This is a genomic window from Komagataeibacter oboediens, from assembly GCF_003207815.1.
In the GTDB taxonomy this organism is placed as follows: domain Bacteria; phylum Pseudomonadota; class Alphaproteobacteria; order Acetobacterales; family Acetobacteraceae; genus Komagataeibacter; species Komagataeibacter oboediens.
Map to the genome: position 1 here is coordinate 1 of NZ_NKTX01000055.1, position 14,291 is coordinate 14,291.

Genomic DNA, 14,291 nt, shown 5'->3' on the forward strand with positions numbered 1-14,291 from the left:
GCCGATACGGACCAACTGACGCATGATGGTTTCCTTCACTGACATTCAACTCCTCAGCATCCTCTCAGGACCACAGGGAGCCGTCCACACCATCAGTTCTCAGTGAAAATCAACAGTCATGCACGTTGTCGTGCGAAACCTTGAAGACGGGACCGCGCTACTTGGACAGATTGGCGAAAATGATCGCCGGCCGGTTGCGGTCAGGGCACGGAACTTTCATTAGCCACAACATTCGCAAACAACTTCATTTTTTAGATATCGGGTATCTACACGCTACCGGCTATCTGTGGGATACCGGATATCTGAAAGCTTGCAGCTATCTCGCACAGGCTTATGTCAGGCCTATTGCCATGGCGATCTGCTGCCGAACTTCCGCCAACTCTTCGGAAGTGATCCACGATGTCGTTGGCTTGATGCGGGCTTTGGAAGTCGTCGCCACAAGGTGCGAGACGACAACGCATCGCTTCGAACAGCCGTTCTCGTTGGTCGGCTCTATCACGACCGACAAATCCGGTATTGCCAGATCTTCGTCTTCCGTAATCGGCACTAGAATCACATTTGGATAACCCGGCGCGAACAGGTCGGTTTCCTCAACAACCACAGCCGGTCGGCGCTTGTTCGGCTCCTTTGGGAGCGCGTCGCCACGCCAGTCCGCAACGACAATCTGTCCTGGGGTCAGACCGGCGGACTTCCTCTTAGCCTTCTGCACGTGGCGTTCCCCAATCCTCGTAAAATGCAGCCGCATCTGGGTTACTGGCGACGCGCCGACCGACTGCCGCACTAGCCTCTCTAATGCGCTTCCTCTTCAGATCACGCGCTCGCGCCTCGGCGATCTGCCTCAGAAGACGTCCCAACCCAACACCCATTATTTTGGCCTCGTCCTCAAGAATTTTCCTTGTAGGCGCATCCAGCCTAACAGAGATCGGCGCTATCATATCAACCTCCTTCGTTAGTCTCAACTTCGACTCCTCTAATGTAGTCGCACCGAAGAAGTGCCGCAACGCTTCCGTTCACCACAAAAGGTGGAAGTAGGGGGTGTCCGAAAGAGGATCGTTGAACGGACCCGCTCTGGCCGACCAGATGACCCATGGAAAACGGCCAAGAACAGAGTCTCATATAGATAGTACGATATGTTTTGCGATGAAGGGTCCTTATACGTTACAATATTTCCCATGACGCACGTCCTGATTGGCTACGCCCGCTGCTCGACCGACAAGCAGGACCTCGCCGTGCAGCGTGAGACCCTGCTCAACCTCGGGATCGCCGCTGAACGGATCTATACTGACAAGGGATTCACCGGAACGACCCGGACCCGCCCTGGCCTGGATCAGGCTCTGGCAGCTGTGCGACGCGGTGACACCCTCGTCGTGCCAAAACTCGATCGGCTGGCCCGATCGGTGCCGGACGCGCGAGCGATCGGAGACGACCTCGCCGCCAGGGGCGTACGCCTCCAGCTCGGTGCCAGCGTGCATGACCCGTCCGATCCGATGGGCAAGCTCTTCTTCAATATCCTCGCAACATTCGCCGAGTTCGAGGCCGACCTGATCCGGATGCGAACCCGCGAAGGCATGGCGGTTGCCCGTGCCAAGGGCAAACTGCGCGGCAAGAAGCCCAAGCTCTCCGAGCGGCAGCAGAAGGAACTGCGCCGGATGTACGACACCGGCGATTACTCGATCAGCGATCTCGCCGCCGTCTTTTCAGTGTCACGGCCGACGGTTTACCGAACGCTTGTGCGTTTAGCTGCTGTGCCTGCAACGGAAGCATGACTGGCGGCAATTATGTTGTATGCGAAGGTCAGGGAGACAGTTCGATAGTTTCGAACGTTCCAATCTAGACAATCTCATGGATGGTTCAGAAGCTTCGGATCATTCTGGTGACACGCAATCCAGGAGAGTTATGATATGACCGAGCCCGATCAACACGACATCGTCATCATCGGTGGGGGCGCAAGCGGCACGCTGACGGCGTGGAACCTCGCCACCCGCTACGGTATGACTGCGACGCTGGTCGATCCGTCCGACCGTCCCGGCTTCGGGCTCGCTTACTCAACACCGTCATTGAAAAATCTCCTGAATGTCCCGGCCAAGGGCATGAGCGCCGACCCGGCCGACCCCGACCACTTCTTGCGCTGGCTGGCCGAGAACGTGCCCGGCACGATCGATGACGGGGAGTTCGTACCGCGCGCGCTCTATGGCCTTTATCTTCGCAACCTGCATTCTATCGCAGCTCCTGAGCACGTCCGGCAGCGCGCCGTCGGTTGTCACCGGATCGACGGCGGCTTTGCCGTGACACTCGCTGACGGGGAGGTGCTATATGCCAGACAGGTCGTGCTGGCTTCCGGGCATTTCGATCCGGCGTGCCTGCCCGGTATCCCGCGCGAACTGGACGACACCGGCCGCTATCACCACAACGCCTGGGATGAACGGGCATTGGCCAACGTTGCGCCCGATGACGCGGTGACGCTGATCGGCACCGGCCTGACCACGATCGACGTACTGCTGCGTCTGCGGGAGAACGGCCACCGCGGACAGGTGACGGCCCTGTCGCGTCGCGGCCTGTTTCCCGAACGGCATGCGGCATACACGAAGCTGCCAGCACCTGTCTTTACACCCGGAAATACAGCATCAACCGCACTCGCCTACCTGCGCGCTTTCCATGCGGCACTGAAACGCGGCACCGACTGGCGGGCGGCGGTGGACAGCATGCGTCCGGTCATCAACACGCTGTGGCTGGCGCTGCCGGATGTCGAAAAATCCCGTTTCCAGCGGCATTTGCTACGGCGCTGGGAAATCCTGCGGCATCGTATGGCTCCGCATATTGCAGATATCCTTGACCAGGAGCGTCAGGCCGGAACCTTGCGCGTGCTTGACGGGCGCGTGACCGCAATCAGCACCGGCGAAGATGGCCTGATCGTCAGGGCCGGCGACGACATGACGATCACCGCCGCCCACGTCATCAACTGTACCGGCCCCAGCCTGAAATACCAACGCGCAGACGCGCCCTTGCTGCACGATTTGTTCAATCGGGGTGAGATAGTTCCTGGTTTCAAGGGCGCGGGCCTGTCCTGCACGCCGGACGGTGCGCTCATCAACGCGGAGGGCGACGTGGCGGACGATCTGTTTACAATCGGCCCGGCGCGGCTCGGCGTGCTGCTGGAGTCCATTGCCATTCCGGAAATCCGCGTGCAGGCCCGTGAGGTCGCCGACCGGCTGGCGCAGGCCGTATGATCCCGCGCTATACCGATCACGCGGCCAATGAGCGGACCTTTCTCGCCTGGCTCCGCACGGCGCTTGCCATTGTGGCCTTCGGCGGCGTACTGGCGAAATTTGACCTGTTCCTGCGTCTGGCGGCAGACCAGCACGATGCCGCCGCACCGCGCCCTTATGGGGCCACCGCCGAACTGGGCGTCGTGTTCGTCGCGCTCGGCGTTGTTCTGTTCGCCGCAGCGTATCGGCGGTTCCAAGCCACGCGTACGGCAATCGCGGCGGATACGACGCATTACTCGGTCGGCCCTAGCATGGAGCGCGCGCTAACGATTGCGCTTGGTGCCCTTGGCTGTGCCGTGCTGGTGGCCCTGACCCGGGCGGTAGTGTCATGACGCTGGCACAACTTCGGATTTTCGCAGCTGTCGCCGAGCGCGAGCACATCACCCGGGCCGCCGAATTCCTCAATCTGACGCAATCCGCCGTCAGTCATGCCGTGACCCAACTGGAGGGCGAATTCCAGCTTGCTTTCTTCAGCCGGATCGGTCGCCGCATCGAACTGACACCGGCCGGTCGGTTGTTTCTTGAGGAAGCGCGCACCGTGCTGAACCGCGCAAACATCGCGCGCGAGCGGATGTTCGACCTCGCGGGCCTGCGCGACGGCAGCCTGCGCCTGCATGCCAGCCATACCATAGCGAGCTACTGGCTGCCCGCGCGTCTGAATGCGTTCCGCGCCGCGTATCCCGGCATTCGCCTACACGTCACGATCGCCAATACACGCGATATTGCGGCAGGGGTGCAATCGGGCGAGGCGTCGATTGGCCTGGTGGAAGGCGATCTGCCGACGCCGGACTTGCACAGCGATGTCGTCGCTCAGGATCAGCTGCTGCTGGTCGTGGCCCCCGATCACCCATGGGCGTCGACTCCGCCCGCGACCCGCGATCTCGCGCGCAGCCCGTGGGTTCTGCGCGAGGCCGGGTCGGGCACGCGTATCGAGTTCGAACACGCACTCCACGCCCTCGGCGTCGATCCGGCCGATCTCGACGTGATGCTGGAGGTCGCGTCCAACGAGGCGATGGCCAGCGCCGTGGAGACGGGGACCGCTGCTGCCGTGCTCTCGGCAAGCGTGGTGGCGGGCCGGATCGAGGCCGGGCTGCTATGCGCCGTGCCCATGAACCTGCCGGACCGGCAGTTCCGCGCGCTGCGCCACCCGCAACGCCGCCTGTCGCCGGCGGAAACTGCCTTTCTCGCCCTGCTGGGCGCCCCTGTCACAGTGAACAAGCCATGACGAAGCCGCTGCAGAACCTCGCCCATCCGCGCGAGATGATCCGCCAGTTCACGCCCAACTGGTTCGCTGCCACCATGGGGACGGGTATCCTGGCCCTCGCGCTACCGCAGATCCCCGTCGCCGGTTCGTATCTCCACGGCGTCGGCACAGCGTTGTGGCTTTTCAACATCGCCCTGTTTGCCCTGTTCGCCGGGCTTTATGCCGCGCGGTGGATGATGTTCGGCCACGAGGCGCGGCGGATCTTCGGGCATGGCACGGTATCGATGTTCTTCGGCACCATACCGATGGGACTGGCGACAATCATCAACGGCGGCATCGCGTTCGGCATTTCGTTGTTCGGTGAGGGCATCGTGGGCATCGCCCATGCGCTGTGGTGGCTGGACGTGGCGATGTCGATCGCCTGCGGGGTGCTGATCCCGTATCTGATGTTCACACGGCACGAGCATCGTCTGGAAGGCATGACGGCGATCTGGCTGCTACCGGTCGTGGCGGCCGAAGTGGCGGGGGCATCCGGGGGACAGATCGCGCCGCATCTGGCGGATGCGGGCACGCAGTTCACCGTGCTGCTCACGTCCTATGTCCTCTGGGCGTATTCGGTGCCGGTCGCGTTCGGCATCCTGACGATCCTGACGCTACGCATGGCGCTGCACAAACTGCCGCATGAGAGCATGGCGGCGTCATGCTGGCTGGCGTTGGGACCGATCGGCACGGGCGCGCTCGGAATGCTGGTGTTGGGTGGGGACGCACCTACAATCATGGCGCTGCATGGCCCGCGGGAGATCGGCATCGCGGCCCACGGCATGGGGGTCTTGGCGGGGCTGCTGTTGTGGGGCTTCGGGCTGTGGTGGTGGTTGATGGCGTGCCTGATCACGGCGCGCTACTGGCGCTCGGGCATCCCGTTCAATCTCGGCTGGTGGGGCTATACCTTCCCGTTGGGCGTTTACACGGTCGCAACGTTCCGGCTCGGTGCGATGCTCGATTACGGGTTTTTCGGCGTCGCGGGCACGGTGTTCTGCGTGATGCTCGCCATCATGTGGCTGGTCGTCGCGGCCAAGACGCTCGCCAGCGGGTGGGCGGGAAATCTGTTCGTCTCTCCCTGCATCGCAACCCCGGAGTAGAGCGCATCGGCGTACGGCCTGATTTCGTCGACCGTGTATCCAATGAACCAGCGCATTGCGGCGCATTACCCTGAGAAACGCGTTGCAGGGCGCTGAGCTTTTCTCGAATGAGGCCTTCCGGGTGAAAGAGCAACCCGGTAATCTATTTTATCGAACGTTCTAAGCGATACGTTTCAATTTTCAGCCTCGTCCCCTGATCGTATCAAAGTCTTCACGAGAAGCGAGGCGGGAAATCGGTCCTGGCCGCGAAACTCGAAAGGCAATGATTTGCATTCCGGAGAGTGTCTCTGCCCCTCCGAAAAATCATGCGCCGAAATGCGATCACGGGAACAGGCTTCCATGAAAATTTTTGGCAAATCGAAGGTTCTGCCTCTCGCCTCCGTCCTGACGGGACTGGCTCTGCTTGGCGGATGCGGAACGGCAATCACCAGCAGCAACAATCCCTCGCATGAACGGGCGCGTCTGTGGTGGGACTACAAGAGCCTGCCCGTCAAGTTCATCGGAACGGTTCCGGGTCAGACAGACGCGACGCTGGCTGCCCTTTATCCGACGCAGGACGGCGTGGCATCGGCAGACAGCCGTCGTATCGTGATGTATCTCAACGCCGTGCGATTGCCCGCCAAGGACGAACTCTGCTCCGCCGAAACGGAATTTGCCCAAGGCGGGCCGAAAGGCGGTTTGACTCAGGTCACCGCAGCCATGTGTGACGGATCGAAAGAAATTACCCGCACCTCGGGACAGATTGCCACAGACGGCGCCTCTGCCCGGTGGCTGACGATCGGCTTCGACAATATTCGCGACCAGCTCTACACGGCGCTCACGCCCGGAGCTAATCACCCTTACATGGGGAACTGAGTTGTTCAATGCCGCGCGTGAAGTCGCTTGGGATATCAAGCGCGGCATCGGCATCGATGTTCAGTGATGGATCAACAATGGCAGCATCTCGTGGGCAAGAATGTCCTCGGTCACGCCTCCGAAAAGCCTTTCGAAGAAACGCGGATGCGTATAGGCGCCCATAACGAGAATATCCGCATTTGCGCGCAGTGCATGATCGCGAAGCGCGATCCCTTCACCGTCATCAATCCGAAAACGATCGATACCGACACTGATGCCGGCATCCATCAACCGCCGGGCAGGATCAGGCATACATTCATCAGGGAGCGCTCCGATCAGGAAGGTCACGTGTTCGGCAGTCAGCAGCAACTTCCATGCCGCCGATAGTGCGGCATCCAACGCCCGGGACGGCTCCCACAGAATGACGGGACGAACGCCGATCGTCCGGGGCGCATGCTCAGGAGCGATTAATACGGCGGCGTTGGCATCGAAAAGTGCTGCCATGAGAGTCTTTCTGGTCCGGTCGGGGTCGCTTGGCATGTGTCTGCCGACGACCACGAGATCGGCTTTCCGGCTTTGTTCGGCGACGATACTGCGAACGTCGCCTATCGCCTGGAGCCATTGTGCTGAGCCCGTGTCCGCGCGCGTCGTCATCCATCGCTCGGTGATGTCGCGCAAGGTACCACTCAAATTCTGTTCGCGCTTTTCGAACTCGGCGTGTTCGCTCTGCGTCTCGATGCCTTCGTCCTCAGACTGGAAGTCCGGATTGGTCTCCTGCCGCGGATGCAGGATCGTCACCTTGCAATCTTGCAAACGCACCATGAGGCTATCGACGGTGCGAAGGGTCTGGAGCGCCGGCCCAGGCCGGTCGAGAATGGCCAGTATGTGCATGATAGATCTCCACTCCAAAGATAAACGACCTTCGGAACGAAGAGAGGCGCACATGTCTCCTCGTACCGATTGCGGCACAGAGGAGTCATCAGCCTTGCGGCGGTTTCAGGGGAACCCCATCCCCTTGTCCAGGACGACGAAATTCTGCTGTTCGCGCGTCACCGGGATTATGTGCGCCCGGCGGTGAGGGCGAGCAACAAAAAAGGAGGGCTGGCAGGTCACAAATACAGGAAACGGCTCTTCTCGGGATTAACCATGCCCCGACGGCGGCACCCTGAAGTAGCGCACTGCGACCGCTTTATGTTAACTCTCCCGACAAGGGGATGGAGCTCCCCCTTCAACCGCCCTCGCAAGGGCTGATGGCTCCTACCGCGACACAATGGCGGTGGGAGTGCGTCTGCATTTCGCCGCCCGAAACAGCGGGTTCCGTCCGAACTCGCGCAGAAAGGGAATGGCATGTCGTTTACAACCTGTCTTATCGTCATGGTCGGAGGCGCTCTCGGCACGTTGGCGCGTTACCTGGTTTCCGTCGCGGCCATGCCGATCAGCCGCTTCATCCCATGGGGCACGATCCTCCCCATCAACGCGCTCGGCTCGTTCGTGATCGGTTTCTTCGGCACGTTGACCCTTGCGGACGGGCGCTATCCGGTGTCGGAAAACATGCGTCTTTTCGTGATGATCGGGCTCTGCGGCGGCTATACGACGTTCTCATCCTTCAGCCTGCAGACGCTCGACCTGATCCGTAACGATGCCTGGGGGCGGGCGTCCGTGAACGTGGCCGCGTCGGTCATTCTCTGCATCGGTGCCGTGGCGCTGGGCCATATCACGGCCGACGGGTTCAACACGGGCGCCATCCGCATCGCCCAGACCGCAACCGAAGAAGACGCCTAACCGATAGGGCATCATGATCATGAATGGCTCAGGTGTGCCCCCTTGGTTGGTATGGGCTCTGTTATCAGCCGCCTTTGCGGCGATGACGGCAATCCTCGCCAAGCTCGGCGTTCAGGGGGTTGATTCTGATATCGCAACTTTCGTGCGCACGATCGTCATCGTCGTCGTGCTGGGAACGTTGCTTGCCCTCACCGGCAAGCTGCGCGCGCTAGACCCCATCGGTGGGCGGACGGTCCTCTTCCTCATGCTGTCGGGTCTCGCCACGGGAGCATCATGGCTATGCTATTTTCGCGCGTTGAAGCTGGGCGATGCGGCGCGCGTGGCGCCTGTCGACAAGCTGAGTGTCGTTTTCGTGGCGATTTTCGGCGTCCTGGTCTTGGGCGAACATATGTCCGCCAAAGGCTGGGGCGGGGTTGTCCTGATCGCCCTCGGTGCTGTTCTCGTTGCCGTGGGCTAGGCACCGCGGCCATAACGCCGCATTGTTGCGCAACAGGGCCAATGAGTTTGTGGGGGCGTGCCTGTGCGCCGTGTTTGCCTGGTGCCTGATGGGTCCGGTGCACGCGCAGGGCGATCCGCAGGGTCTGAGCGCTAATTTACCCGTCAGGCTCAAGGACGCCTTTGTCACGCCGTCAGGACATGTCGCGCTGCAAACGGCCGAGCGCGTGAGTATAGCCGGCGACGGGCGCTACAGCGCGCGGGGTGGTCCGGCCATCAAGCTGGGACTGCCCGGCCGGATCGAACTGAGCTTTGCGCCCGCGCGTCAGTTCGGCGACGCGTCAAGTGTTCATGGCAATCTGGCGGGCGCGGAAGTGGAATGGAACTTCCGCCAGCAGGGGCGCTACGTTCCGGCCATGCTGATATCGCTCATCCGCCAGGAGCCTTATGGGGGCGGCCATTAGGGACCACGCGACAGCGTCCAGTTCGTTGCGACGAAATCGCTTGGCCGTTCCAGGCAGGCGCCCAGGGTCGGCATAGAAATCGCCTGGACGCGATCCTTCAGGGTTCGGCCTGACGAACGGCCGAAGCGATGGATGGTCGGGATGGTCGGCTCGCATCTGATAGGGCCTCGAACTGCGCTGGTCGCCGATGTGGTGCGTCAGCAGCAAACCAGGCAACGACGCCTGTCGAGCTTCGTTGATATCGGCTTTAACCATATTCTGGAGCCGGCAGTAACAATAAGCGGTGGTCTCGGGGGCGGTGTCGCCAGCGATCGTGGAGCTGTGCGGGTTTTCATCGGCCTGAAATAGACCTCCGGGGTGATCTTTCAGGGGCGATAACCGAAGTTACATCGCCGAATAATACAGAAAATCGAACGTTTCGTGCTTTCAAATGAGTTGGTTCTGGTGATCAAGAGAAGCGCATGATCAGGCTCTCCAAAGGAGACCGACTATGAACGACATGACTTCAAACCTTCGCGCCGACCGGCGCCATGCCCTGCTGGGTCTGATGGCGGCCACCGCCGGCGCAACGATCGCCACCACTTCCACTGCCTTGGCAGCACGATCTTCCTCGTCCCATGCGGACGGAACCGGCAATCTTGCCGTGCTGACCTCGCAGCTGGCCAGATCCCCGCGCCGCCGCGATTTCAGGACCGTGCCGATGGTGCTCGACGACCCGCTCATGTGGGACGCCCAGGCACTTGATCTGGTGATCGCCTATCGCGGCGAGCGGAAGCAGGTCTGGGACAACACAGCAATCGATAGCCCTTGGCTCAACCTGATGCGCAATTCCGTTAACGCACAGGTGTTTTCGTTCAGACACCCGGACTTTCTCGCGGTGTCGGCCACGCATGGCTCCGCTCACCTTGCCCTCTATGACCAGACAATCTGGGACAAGTATCAGCTGGCGAAGCTCGCCGGGCCGGCCTTTGCGTTTAATACGCTTATCAAAACGCCAGACGGTGCTCTCGATGCGTCGGCTCACGAGGATCCGAAGGGTCTTTTCGGAGCGGCAGGCAACACGATCCCGATTTTGCAGAAGCGTGGCGTCGTGTTCATGGCCTGCCACAACGCGATCTGGGAGCAGACGGGCAAGCTGATCGAGAAAGGTATCAATCCCGATCATCTGTCACACGAGCAGATGGCCGCCGAACTGACCAATCACCTGATCGACGGCGTCGTCCTGACCCCCGGCATCGTGGCAACGATCCCTGAACTGCAACATGCCGGTTTCGGCTACGTGAAGTGAGAACGGCTATGACACCCTCAAGAATAAGAAAAACCCTGTTGGCCACAGCTGCGGCGACTTTCGTGCTGTCGACTGCTGCGGCGTTGGCCGATCCGGTGCAATGGAACGGCAAGGCGCAGACCCCGCATTACGCAGAAGACGTGTTTCCGCCGTGGCAGCACGGCCAGAACAACGACGCGACACGGCGCGGCTTCGAATTCACCGTCCCGGAAGTCGATGTTCTGGCCGATTTTCATGGCGACATCACGAATCCGAGCCTCGTCCTGTATGTCGGGGGAAACTACTTCTTCGCCATGGCGCCGCTCGTCTCGGCGTTCGAGCATGAGCATCCCGAATTCTCCGGAAAGATCTATTGGGAGACGATCCCGCCCGGATTGCTGATCCGCCAGATCGAAGCAGGCGGGACGATCACCTCCGGCAATATGACGTGGACGGCCAAGCCCGACGCCTATTTCGCGGGCCTCAAGAAGATCGATCAGTATATCAAGAGTGGCCTGCTGGCGGCGCCTGCCGTGCCCTATGTCACGAACACGCTCACGATCATGATTCCGAAAGACAATCCCGGCCACGTCGAATCCTTGAAGGATCTCGGCCGCCCGGGCATCAGGCTTGCGATGCCCAATCCCGAATTCGAGGGCATCGCGCGCCAGATCGAGGCATCACTGGACAAGGCGGGCGGCAAAGCTTTGGCCAACGCCGTCTACAAGACGAAAATTGCCAACGGCAGCACGGTCCTGACGCATATTCATCATCGGCAAACGCCGTTATTCCTGATGCAGGGCCTCGCTGACGCCGGTGTGACATGGCAGTCCGAAGCGATCTTCCAGGAACAGACCGGGCACGCCATCAGCCATGTGGACATTCCCGCCGATCAGAACAGCACGGCGATCTACGCGGGCGCGATGGTGAAGGGAGCCGCGCACCCTCAGGCCGCAAAGCTCTGGCTCGATTTCATCAAGTCGCCAACCGCCTTGGCGATTTTCGAACGCTACGGCTTCAAGGCCTATCACGGCGGCAGCATGCCGGATCACGACAGCGAGTAAATGGAGGCGAACATGAGTATCACACACGCATCAGCGCAGCGCGCCGTTTTTGGCGCCACCGCCCGACCCCTGACCGAAGCCGAGCGTAACTGGCGCATCGGCGGCCTCGCACTGCTGGCAACGCGGGTCATTCAGGGGTTCATTTACTGGGGCGGCGGGTCGCGCCGTTTCATCTATGCGCCTTCCAAGCTCGACGCCTGGGGCGGCCACAACTGGATGGCCAACAAATTTCAAACCGCGATGCCTGGGGCGCTGTTCGGTTTTGAACACGTCATCTCGTTCCTGTTGCAGCATTTCTGGCTCCTCTACACAGGTGTCATCGTCTTCAGCGCCGCCGAGCTGATCGCCGGTGCCGCGCTGATGGCAGGGTTCATGACCCGGGCGTCCGCGCTCGTCTCGATGGGTTTTTCCGTGATCCTGATGGCCATGTTCGGCTGGCAGGGCGCGACCTGCATCGACGAATGGACGATGGCCGCGTGTAACCTGGCTATGGGAACGACCCTGCTGCTCGGCGGATCGAGTGCTTTCAGCCTCGACAATGTGTTGCTGGCCCGACGTCCGCGTCTCGCAGACAGCGCCTGGTTTCGTTGGGCGAGCGGCGCGCTTCCGCTTCCGCTGGCGGATATTCCATTCCGGAACCTGACGCTGGCTTTGTTCGGCTTTGTCCTGATCTACAACGTCAGCACCTACAGCTATTTTCGCGGTTCCGTCGTTACGCCGTTCCATAGTGGGCCGGTGAGCCCGACGAAGCATCACGTGACGCTGTCCAATGCGGTCGTTCTCGCTGATGGCGGTATTCGCGTTCATGCCTATCTGGATGCAGGAACGCCTGAAGCACCCGTGCACATCGTTGATGCAGCCGTTATCGGGCCGGACAAAGTGATCGCAGAACACTGGGATGCCAAAGTTCTGTCAGCCCTGACGAAGCAGAACTTCGATAATGATTACGCCTATAACAAATTTGGCCCGGGGCCCTACGGTATCCGTGCGCCGATGGGGGCGAAGGCGACCATTACCCTCCCGTGGCTAACGCAGGCCCATACGCCGGCAAACGGGTCGGTTATTCGCTTCACGGATGTCGACGGGCGTATATTCACGGCACCGCTTGGTGTTTCTAAATAAGTCTTGCTGCAAGGCAGGAGACTGGCGCCGTTGGTTCTTCCGGCGGCGTCTCTCATAAGGAGCACGCGCCAAGCGCGCGTACATCATCGATCAAGTTTGGTATAATATCACCATATGACGCGCGTAGACTTTAACCAAAGCAGATTAAAATTCGTCTGCGTCAGATTTTTTGGAATTTACAGTAAAGCGGCGGAGACTGAGCCAGCAATCAGATAGTATAGGCAATGCAGACTGGCACTCGGCCAGCGGTCGCAGGTTCTCTCGGATCATCTTTTCGGCGCAGCTCTAGGATCATTGCAACGATGCCCAGCAGTCGGATCATCTTTTCGGCGCAGCTCTAGGATCATTGCAACGATGCCCAGCAGTGGCATGCCGAGAAAGCCACAGAATAATATGACGCTTATCACGCCGTGTGTGGCAATTTCGTAAAACATCGGGCGTGTTCCTTTGGATAGAGTGACTGTCCGATCAATCTACCTATCGGTACCCACTTAAAACATTCTTCATTTTCTACTGTTTCAATCTACCACGTCGAACAATTGAGTCCCTGTCTGCCTCGAGTTCATGACGATAGCACCATCGAAACTGAGCGCTTGCTGCGGGTAGATCACTCGTCACCTTTTTCCGAGCGCACGTTACGAGAGACTTACGCGACCTTTTGTGAGCTACGGCCGAAAGGGATGCGCCTTAGCCTACAGCTAGGGCCTGTTAGGTCTTGAAAGACGGAACGAGTTGCATAGCTCTTTGTGATGAGCATGATGCAGTCTGTATTTTCCGATGATGCATGGTCGGTCGGGGAACCTCTGATCGAGACGGTCCGTCCAAAAGGCAAAACCCCGCCTCGCGATCTGCGGCGGACCCTGTCGGCGATTTTCTGGCGCCATCAGAATGGCGCGAAATGGCGCTCAATTCCTGCTGAACTCGGCCCCTGGTGGACGGCAGCCCAACTCTTCATCCGTTGGGCAAAGCTCGGCGTCTGGCAGGCTCTGTTTGAACAGGTGAAGGGTCAAGATCCGGCTTTAGGTATGGTCTTCCTCGACGGCACAAACATTCGGGCTCATCACAAGGCCGCCGGAGCGGCCAAAAAGGGGGATTCAGAGAACGCCGCAATGATCGTGAAGCACTTGGCCGCTCGCGTGGAGGGTTTGGCAGCAAGGTCTGCGTAGCCGCAGATGGGCATGGAAAGGCCCTGTCTTTCACCCTGACGCCAGGTCAGGCCCATGAACTCCCCTCGGCCATGGCCCTCCTTGACGCATTGCCGCACGCCCCGCGCTATGTCGTTTGCGATCGGGGCTATGCCTCGAACCAGTTTCGAGAGGCCTTATGGGACAGGGGTTCACGCCCGGTCATCCCGACAAAACGCAACGAGCCACAAGTAACCTGCCCGAAATGGGCCTATCGGCACCGACATCTGGTGGAAAATCTGTGGGCACGTCTCAAGGAGTGGAGAGCAGTCGCCACGCGGTATGAGAAAACCGCTACGTCCTTCATGGCCGTTATCTGCATCGCCGCAACAGCAGATCGCCTCAAGACCTAACAGGCCCTAAACCTTACATGATAGTTCGTTTAACGTTCTCTCTAAACGTACGTTAAATGCACTTTCGTGTAGTCAACCCCATACGTGCTCGACGGCCTGACCAATCATGGAACGGGGCTTAAAATCACCGAGCATTATACCGACACGGGTGGTGCCACCGACCATGTCTTCGCGCTC

At 60.2% G+C, this 14,291-nt stretch carries 17 protein-coding genes, 1 pseudogene and 2 riboswitches; of the genes and pseudogenes, 15 read left to right on the top strand and 3 right to left on the bottom strand.

All coding sequences use genetic code 11. The annotated features are described in order from the left end of the window. Positions 1-331: 331 nt before the first annotated feature. The gene (locus CFR80_RS14030; protein ID WP_258367820.1) at positions 332-709 is read right to left on the bottom strand and encodes a type II toxin-antitoxin system PemK/MazF family toxin; all 378 of its coding nucleotides are present in this window, start codon (positions 707-709) and stop codon (positions 332-334) included. 463 nt (positions 710-1,172) lie between these two features. Between CFR80_RS14030 and CFR80_RS14035 the strand changes: the two genes are divergently transcribed. From CFR80_RS14035 to CFR80_RS14060, 6 genes are all read left to right on the top strand, one after another. Continuing rightward, positions 1,173-1,766 (top strand): recombinase family protein, encoded by a 594-nt coding sequence (locus tag CFR80_RS14035; protein WP_019092210.1) that lies wholly within the window; start codon positions 1,173-1,175, stop codon positions 1,764-1,766. A gap of 135 nt (positions 1,767-1,901) precedes the next feature. Beyond that, positions 1,902-3,227 (top strand): FAD/NAD(P)-binding protein, encoded by a 1,326-nt coding sequence (locus tag CFR80_RS14040; protein ID WP_010516722.1) that lies wholly within the window; start codon positions 1,902-1,904, stop codon positions 3,225-3,227. Next, positions 3,224-3,598 carry a YidH family protein gene (locus CFR80_RS14045; protein ID WP_010516723.1) on the top strand — a complete coding sequence of 125 codons (375 nt, stop codon included), beginning with the start codon at positions 3,224-3,226 and terminating at the stop codon, positions 3,596-3,598. The genes CFR80_RS14040 and CFR80_RS14045 overlap by 4 nt, the downstream gene beginning before the upstream one ends. After that, complete coding sequence (locus CFR80_RS14050; RefSeq protein WP_110507548.1) at positions 3,595-4,491, top strand: LysR substrate-binding domain-containing protein; 897 nt, start codon at positions 3,595-3,597, stop codon at positions 4,489-4,491. The genes CFR80_RS14045 and CFR80_RS14050 overlap by 4 nt, the downstream gene beginning before the upstream one ends. Further along, the gene (locus CFR80_RS14055; protein ID WP_010516726.1) at positions 4,488-5,609 is read left to right on the top strand and encodes a TDT family transporter; all 1,122 of its coding nucleotides are present in this window, start codon (positions 4,488-4,490) and stop codon (positions 5,607-5,609) included. Before CFR80_RS14050 ends, CFR80_RS14055 begins: the two co-directional genes overlap by 4 nt. Before the next feature lie 339 nt (positions 5,610-5,948). Continuing rightward, positions 5,949-6,464 (top strand): thioredoxin domain-containing protein, encoded by a 516-nt coding sequence (locus CFR80_RS14060; RefSeq protein ID WP_010510917.1) that lies wholly within the window; start codon positions 5,949-5,951, stop codon positions 6,462-6,464. Positions 6,465-6,524: 60 nt separating this feature from the next. Here the strand turns inward: CFR80_RS14060 and CFR80_RS14065 are convergent, their stop codons facing one another. Then, positions 6,525-7,334 carry a universal stress protein gene (locus CFR80_RS14065; RefSeq protein ID WP_010516727.1) on the bottom strand — a complete coding sequence of 270 codons (810 nt, stop codon included), beginning with the start codon at positions 7,332-7,334 and terminating at the stop codon, positions 6,525-6,527. A gap of 72 nt (positions 7,335-7,406) precedes the next feature. Beyond that, positions 7,407-7,467: riboswitch (Fluoride riboswitch) on the bottom strand. A gap of 177 nt (positions 7,468-7,644) precedes the next feature. Beyond that, positions 7,645-7,710: riboswitch (Fluoride riboswitch) on the top strand. Between the two features lie 80 nt (positions 7,711-7,790). Between CFR80_RS14065 and crcB the strand changes: the two genes are divergently transcribed. The 7 genes from crcB to CFR80_RS14100 all read left to right on the top strand — a co-directional run bounded on the left by crcB (position 7,791) and on the right by CFR80_RS14100 (position 12,577). Then, the gene (gene crcB / locus CFR80_RS14070; protein ID WP_010510921.1) at positions 7,791-8,225 is read left to right on the top strand and encodes a fluoride efflux transporter CrcB; all 435 of its coding nucleotides are present in this window, start codon (positions 7,791-7,793) and stop codon (positions 8,223-8,225) included. A gap of 13 nt (positions 8,226-8,238) precedes the next feature. After that, complete coding sequence (locus CFR80_RS14075; protein WP_010516730.1) at positions 8,239-8,682, top strand: EamA family transporter; 444 nt, start codon at positions 8,239-8,241, stop codon at positions 8,680-8,682. A gap of 205 nt (positions 8,683-8,887) precedes the next feature. Continuing rightward, the gene (locus tag CFR80_RS19925; RefSeq protein WP_231875120.1) at positions 8,888-9,124 is read left to right on the top strand and encodes a hypothetical protein; all 237 of its coding nucleotides are present in this window, start codon (positions 8,888-8,890) and stop codon (positions 9,122-9,124) included. Between the two features lie 141 nt (positions 9,125-9,265). Next, entirely contained in the window at positions 9,266-9,472 is a 207-nt protein-coding gene (locus tag CFR80_RS14085; RefSeq protein ID WP_231098615.1) for a hypothetical protein, read from the top strand. 142 nt (positions 9,473-9,614) lie between these two features. After that, complete coding sequence (gene tetH, locus CFR80_RS14090; RefSeq protein WP_010516738.1) at positions 9,615-10,412, top strand: thiosulfate dehydrogenase; 798 nt, start codon at positions 9,615-9,617, stop codon at positions 10,410-10,412. Positions 10,413-10,450: 38 nt separating this feature from the next. After that, positions 10,451-11,455: a substrate-binding domain-containing protein gene (locus CFR80_RS14095; RefSeq protein ID WP_010510929.1), complete on the top strand. Its 1,005-nt coding sequence runs from the start codon at positions 10,451-10,453 to the stop codon at positions 11,453-11,455. A 12-nt stretch (positions 11,456-11,467) separates the two neighbouring features. Then, positions 11,468-12,577, top strand: a complete 1,110-nt coding sequence (locus CFR80_RS14100; protein ID WP_011251529.1) for a TQO small subunit DoxD — start codon at positions 11,468-11,470, stop codon at positions 12,575-12,577. Between the two features lie 266 nt (positions 12,578-12,843). Here the strand turns inward: CFR80_RS14100 and CFR80_RS19445 are convergent, their stop codons facing one another. Beyond that, positions 12,844-13,011, bottom strand: a complete 168-nt coding sequence (locus CFR80_RS19445; RefSeq protein ID WP_181418234.1) for a hypothetical protein — start codon at positions 13,009-13,011, stop codon at positions 12,844-12,846. Positions 13,012-13,335: 324 nt separating this feature from the next. Here CFR80_RS19445 and CFR80_RS14105 point away from each other — a divergent pair. Further along, a protein-coding gene (locus CFR80_RS14105) for an IS5 family transposase (protein ID WP_196756840.1) occupies positions 13,336-14,114 on the top strand; the annotation gives its coding sequence in 2 pieces (ribosomal slippage) (positions 13,336-13,675 and positions 13,675-14,114; 780 coding nt in all). A 78-nt stretch (positions 14,115-14,192) separates the two neighbouring features. Next, positions 14,193-14,291, top strand: a pseudogene (locus tag CFR80_RS20160) (Tn3 family transposase); the annotation flags it as partial.

What these genes read in the sequence shown, in the direction of transcription:
- CFR80_RS14100 (WP_011251529.1), top strand. Translation starts at nt 11,468, where the DNA reads ATGAGTATCACACACGCATCAGCGCAGCGCGCCGTTTTTGGCGCCACC.
- tetH (WP_010516738.1), top strand. Translation starts at nt 9,615, where the DNA reads ATGAACGACATGACTTCAAACCTTCGCGCCGACCGGCGCCATGCCCTG.
- crcB (WP_010510921.1), top strand. Translation starts at nt 7,791, where the DNA reads ATGTCGTTTACAACCTGTCTTATCGTCATGGTCGGAGGCGCTCTCGGC.
- CFR80_RS14085 (WP_231098615.1), top strand. Translation starts at nt 9,266, where the DNA reads ATGGTCGGCTCGCATCTGATAGGGCCTCGAACTGCGCTGGTCGCCGAT.
- CFR80_RS14060 (WP_010510917.1), top strand. Translation starts at nt 5,949, where the DNA reads ATGAAAATTTTTGGCAAATCGAAGGTTCTGCCTCTCGCCTCCGTCCTG.
- CFR80_RS14075 (WP_010516730.1), top strand. Translation starts at nt 8,239, where the DNA reads ATGATCATGAATGGCTCAGGTGTGCCCCCTTGGTTGGTATGGGCTCTG.
- CFR80_RS14050 (WP_110507548.1), top strand. Translation starts at nt 3,595, where the DNA reads ATGACGCTGGCACAACTTCGGATTTTCGCAGCTGTCGCCGAGCGCGAG.
- CFR80_RS19445 (WP_181418234.1), bottom strand. Translation starts at nt 13,011, where the DNA reads ATGTTTTACGAAATTGCCACACACGGCGTGATAAGCGTCATATTATTC.
- CFR80_RS14045 (WP_010516723.1), top strand. Translation starts at nt 3,224, where the DNA reads ATGATCCCGCGCTATACCGATCACGCGGCCAATGAGCGGACCTTTCTC.
- CFR80_RS14055 (WP_010516726.1), top strand. Translation starts at nt 4,488, where the DNA reads ATGACGAAGCCGCTGCAGAACCTCGCCCATCCGCGCGAGATGATCCGC.
- CFR80_RS14065 (WP_010516727.1), bottom strand. Translation starts at nt 7,334, where the DNA reads ATGCACATACTGGCCATTCTCGACCGGCCTGGGCCGGCGCTCCAGACC.
- CFR80_RS14040 (WP_010516722.1), top strand. Translation starts at nt 1,902, where the DNA reads ATGACCGAGCCCGATCAACACGACATCGTCATCATCGGTGGGGGCGCA.
- CFR80_RS14035 (WP_019092210.1), top strand. Translation starts at nt 1,173, where the DNA reads ATGACGCACGTCCTGATTGGCTACGCCCGCTGCTCGACCGACAAGCAG.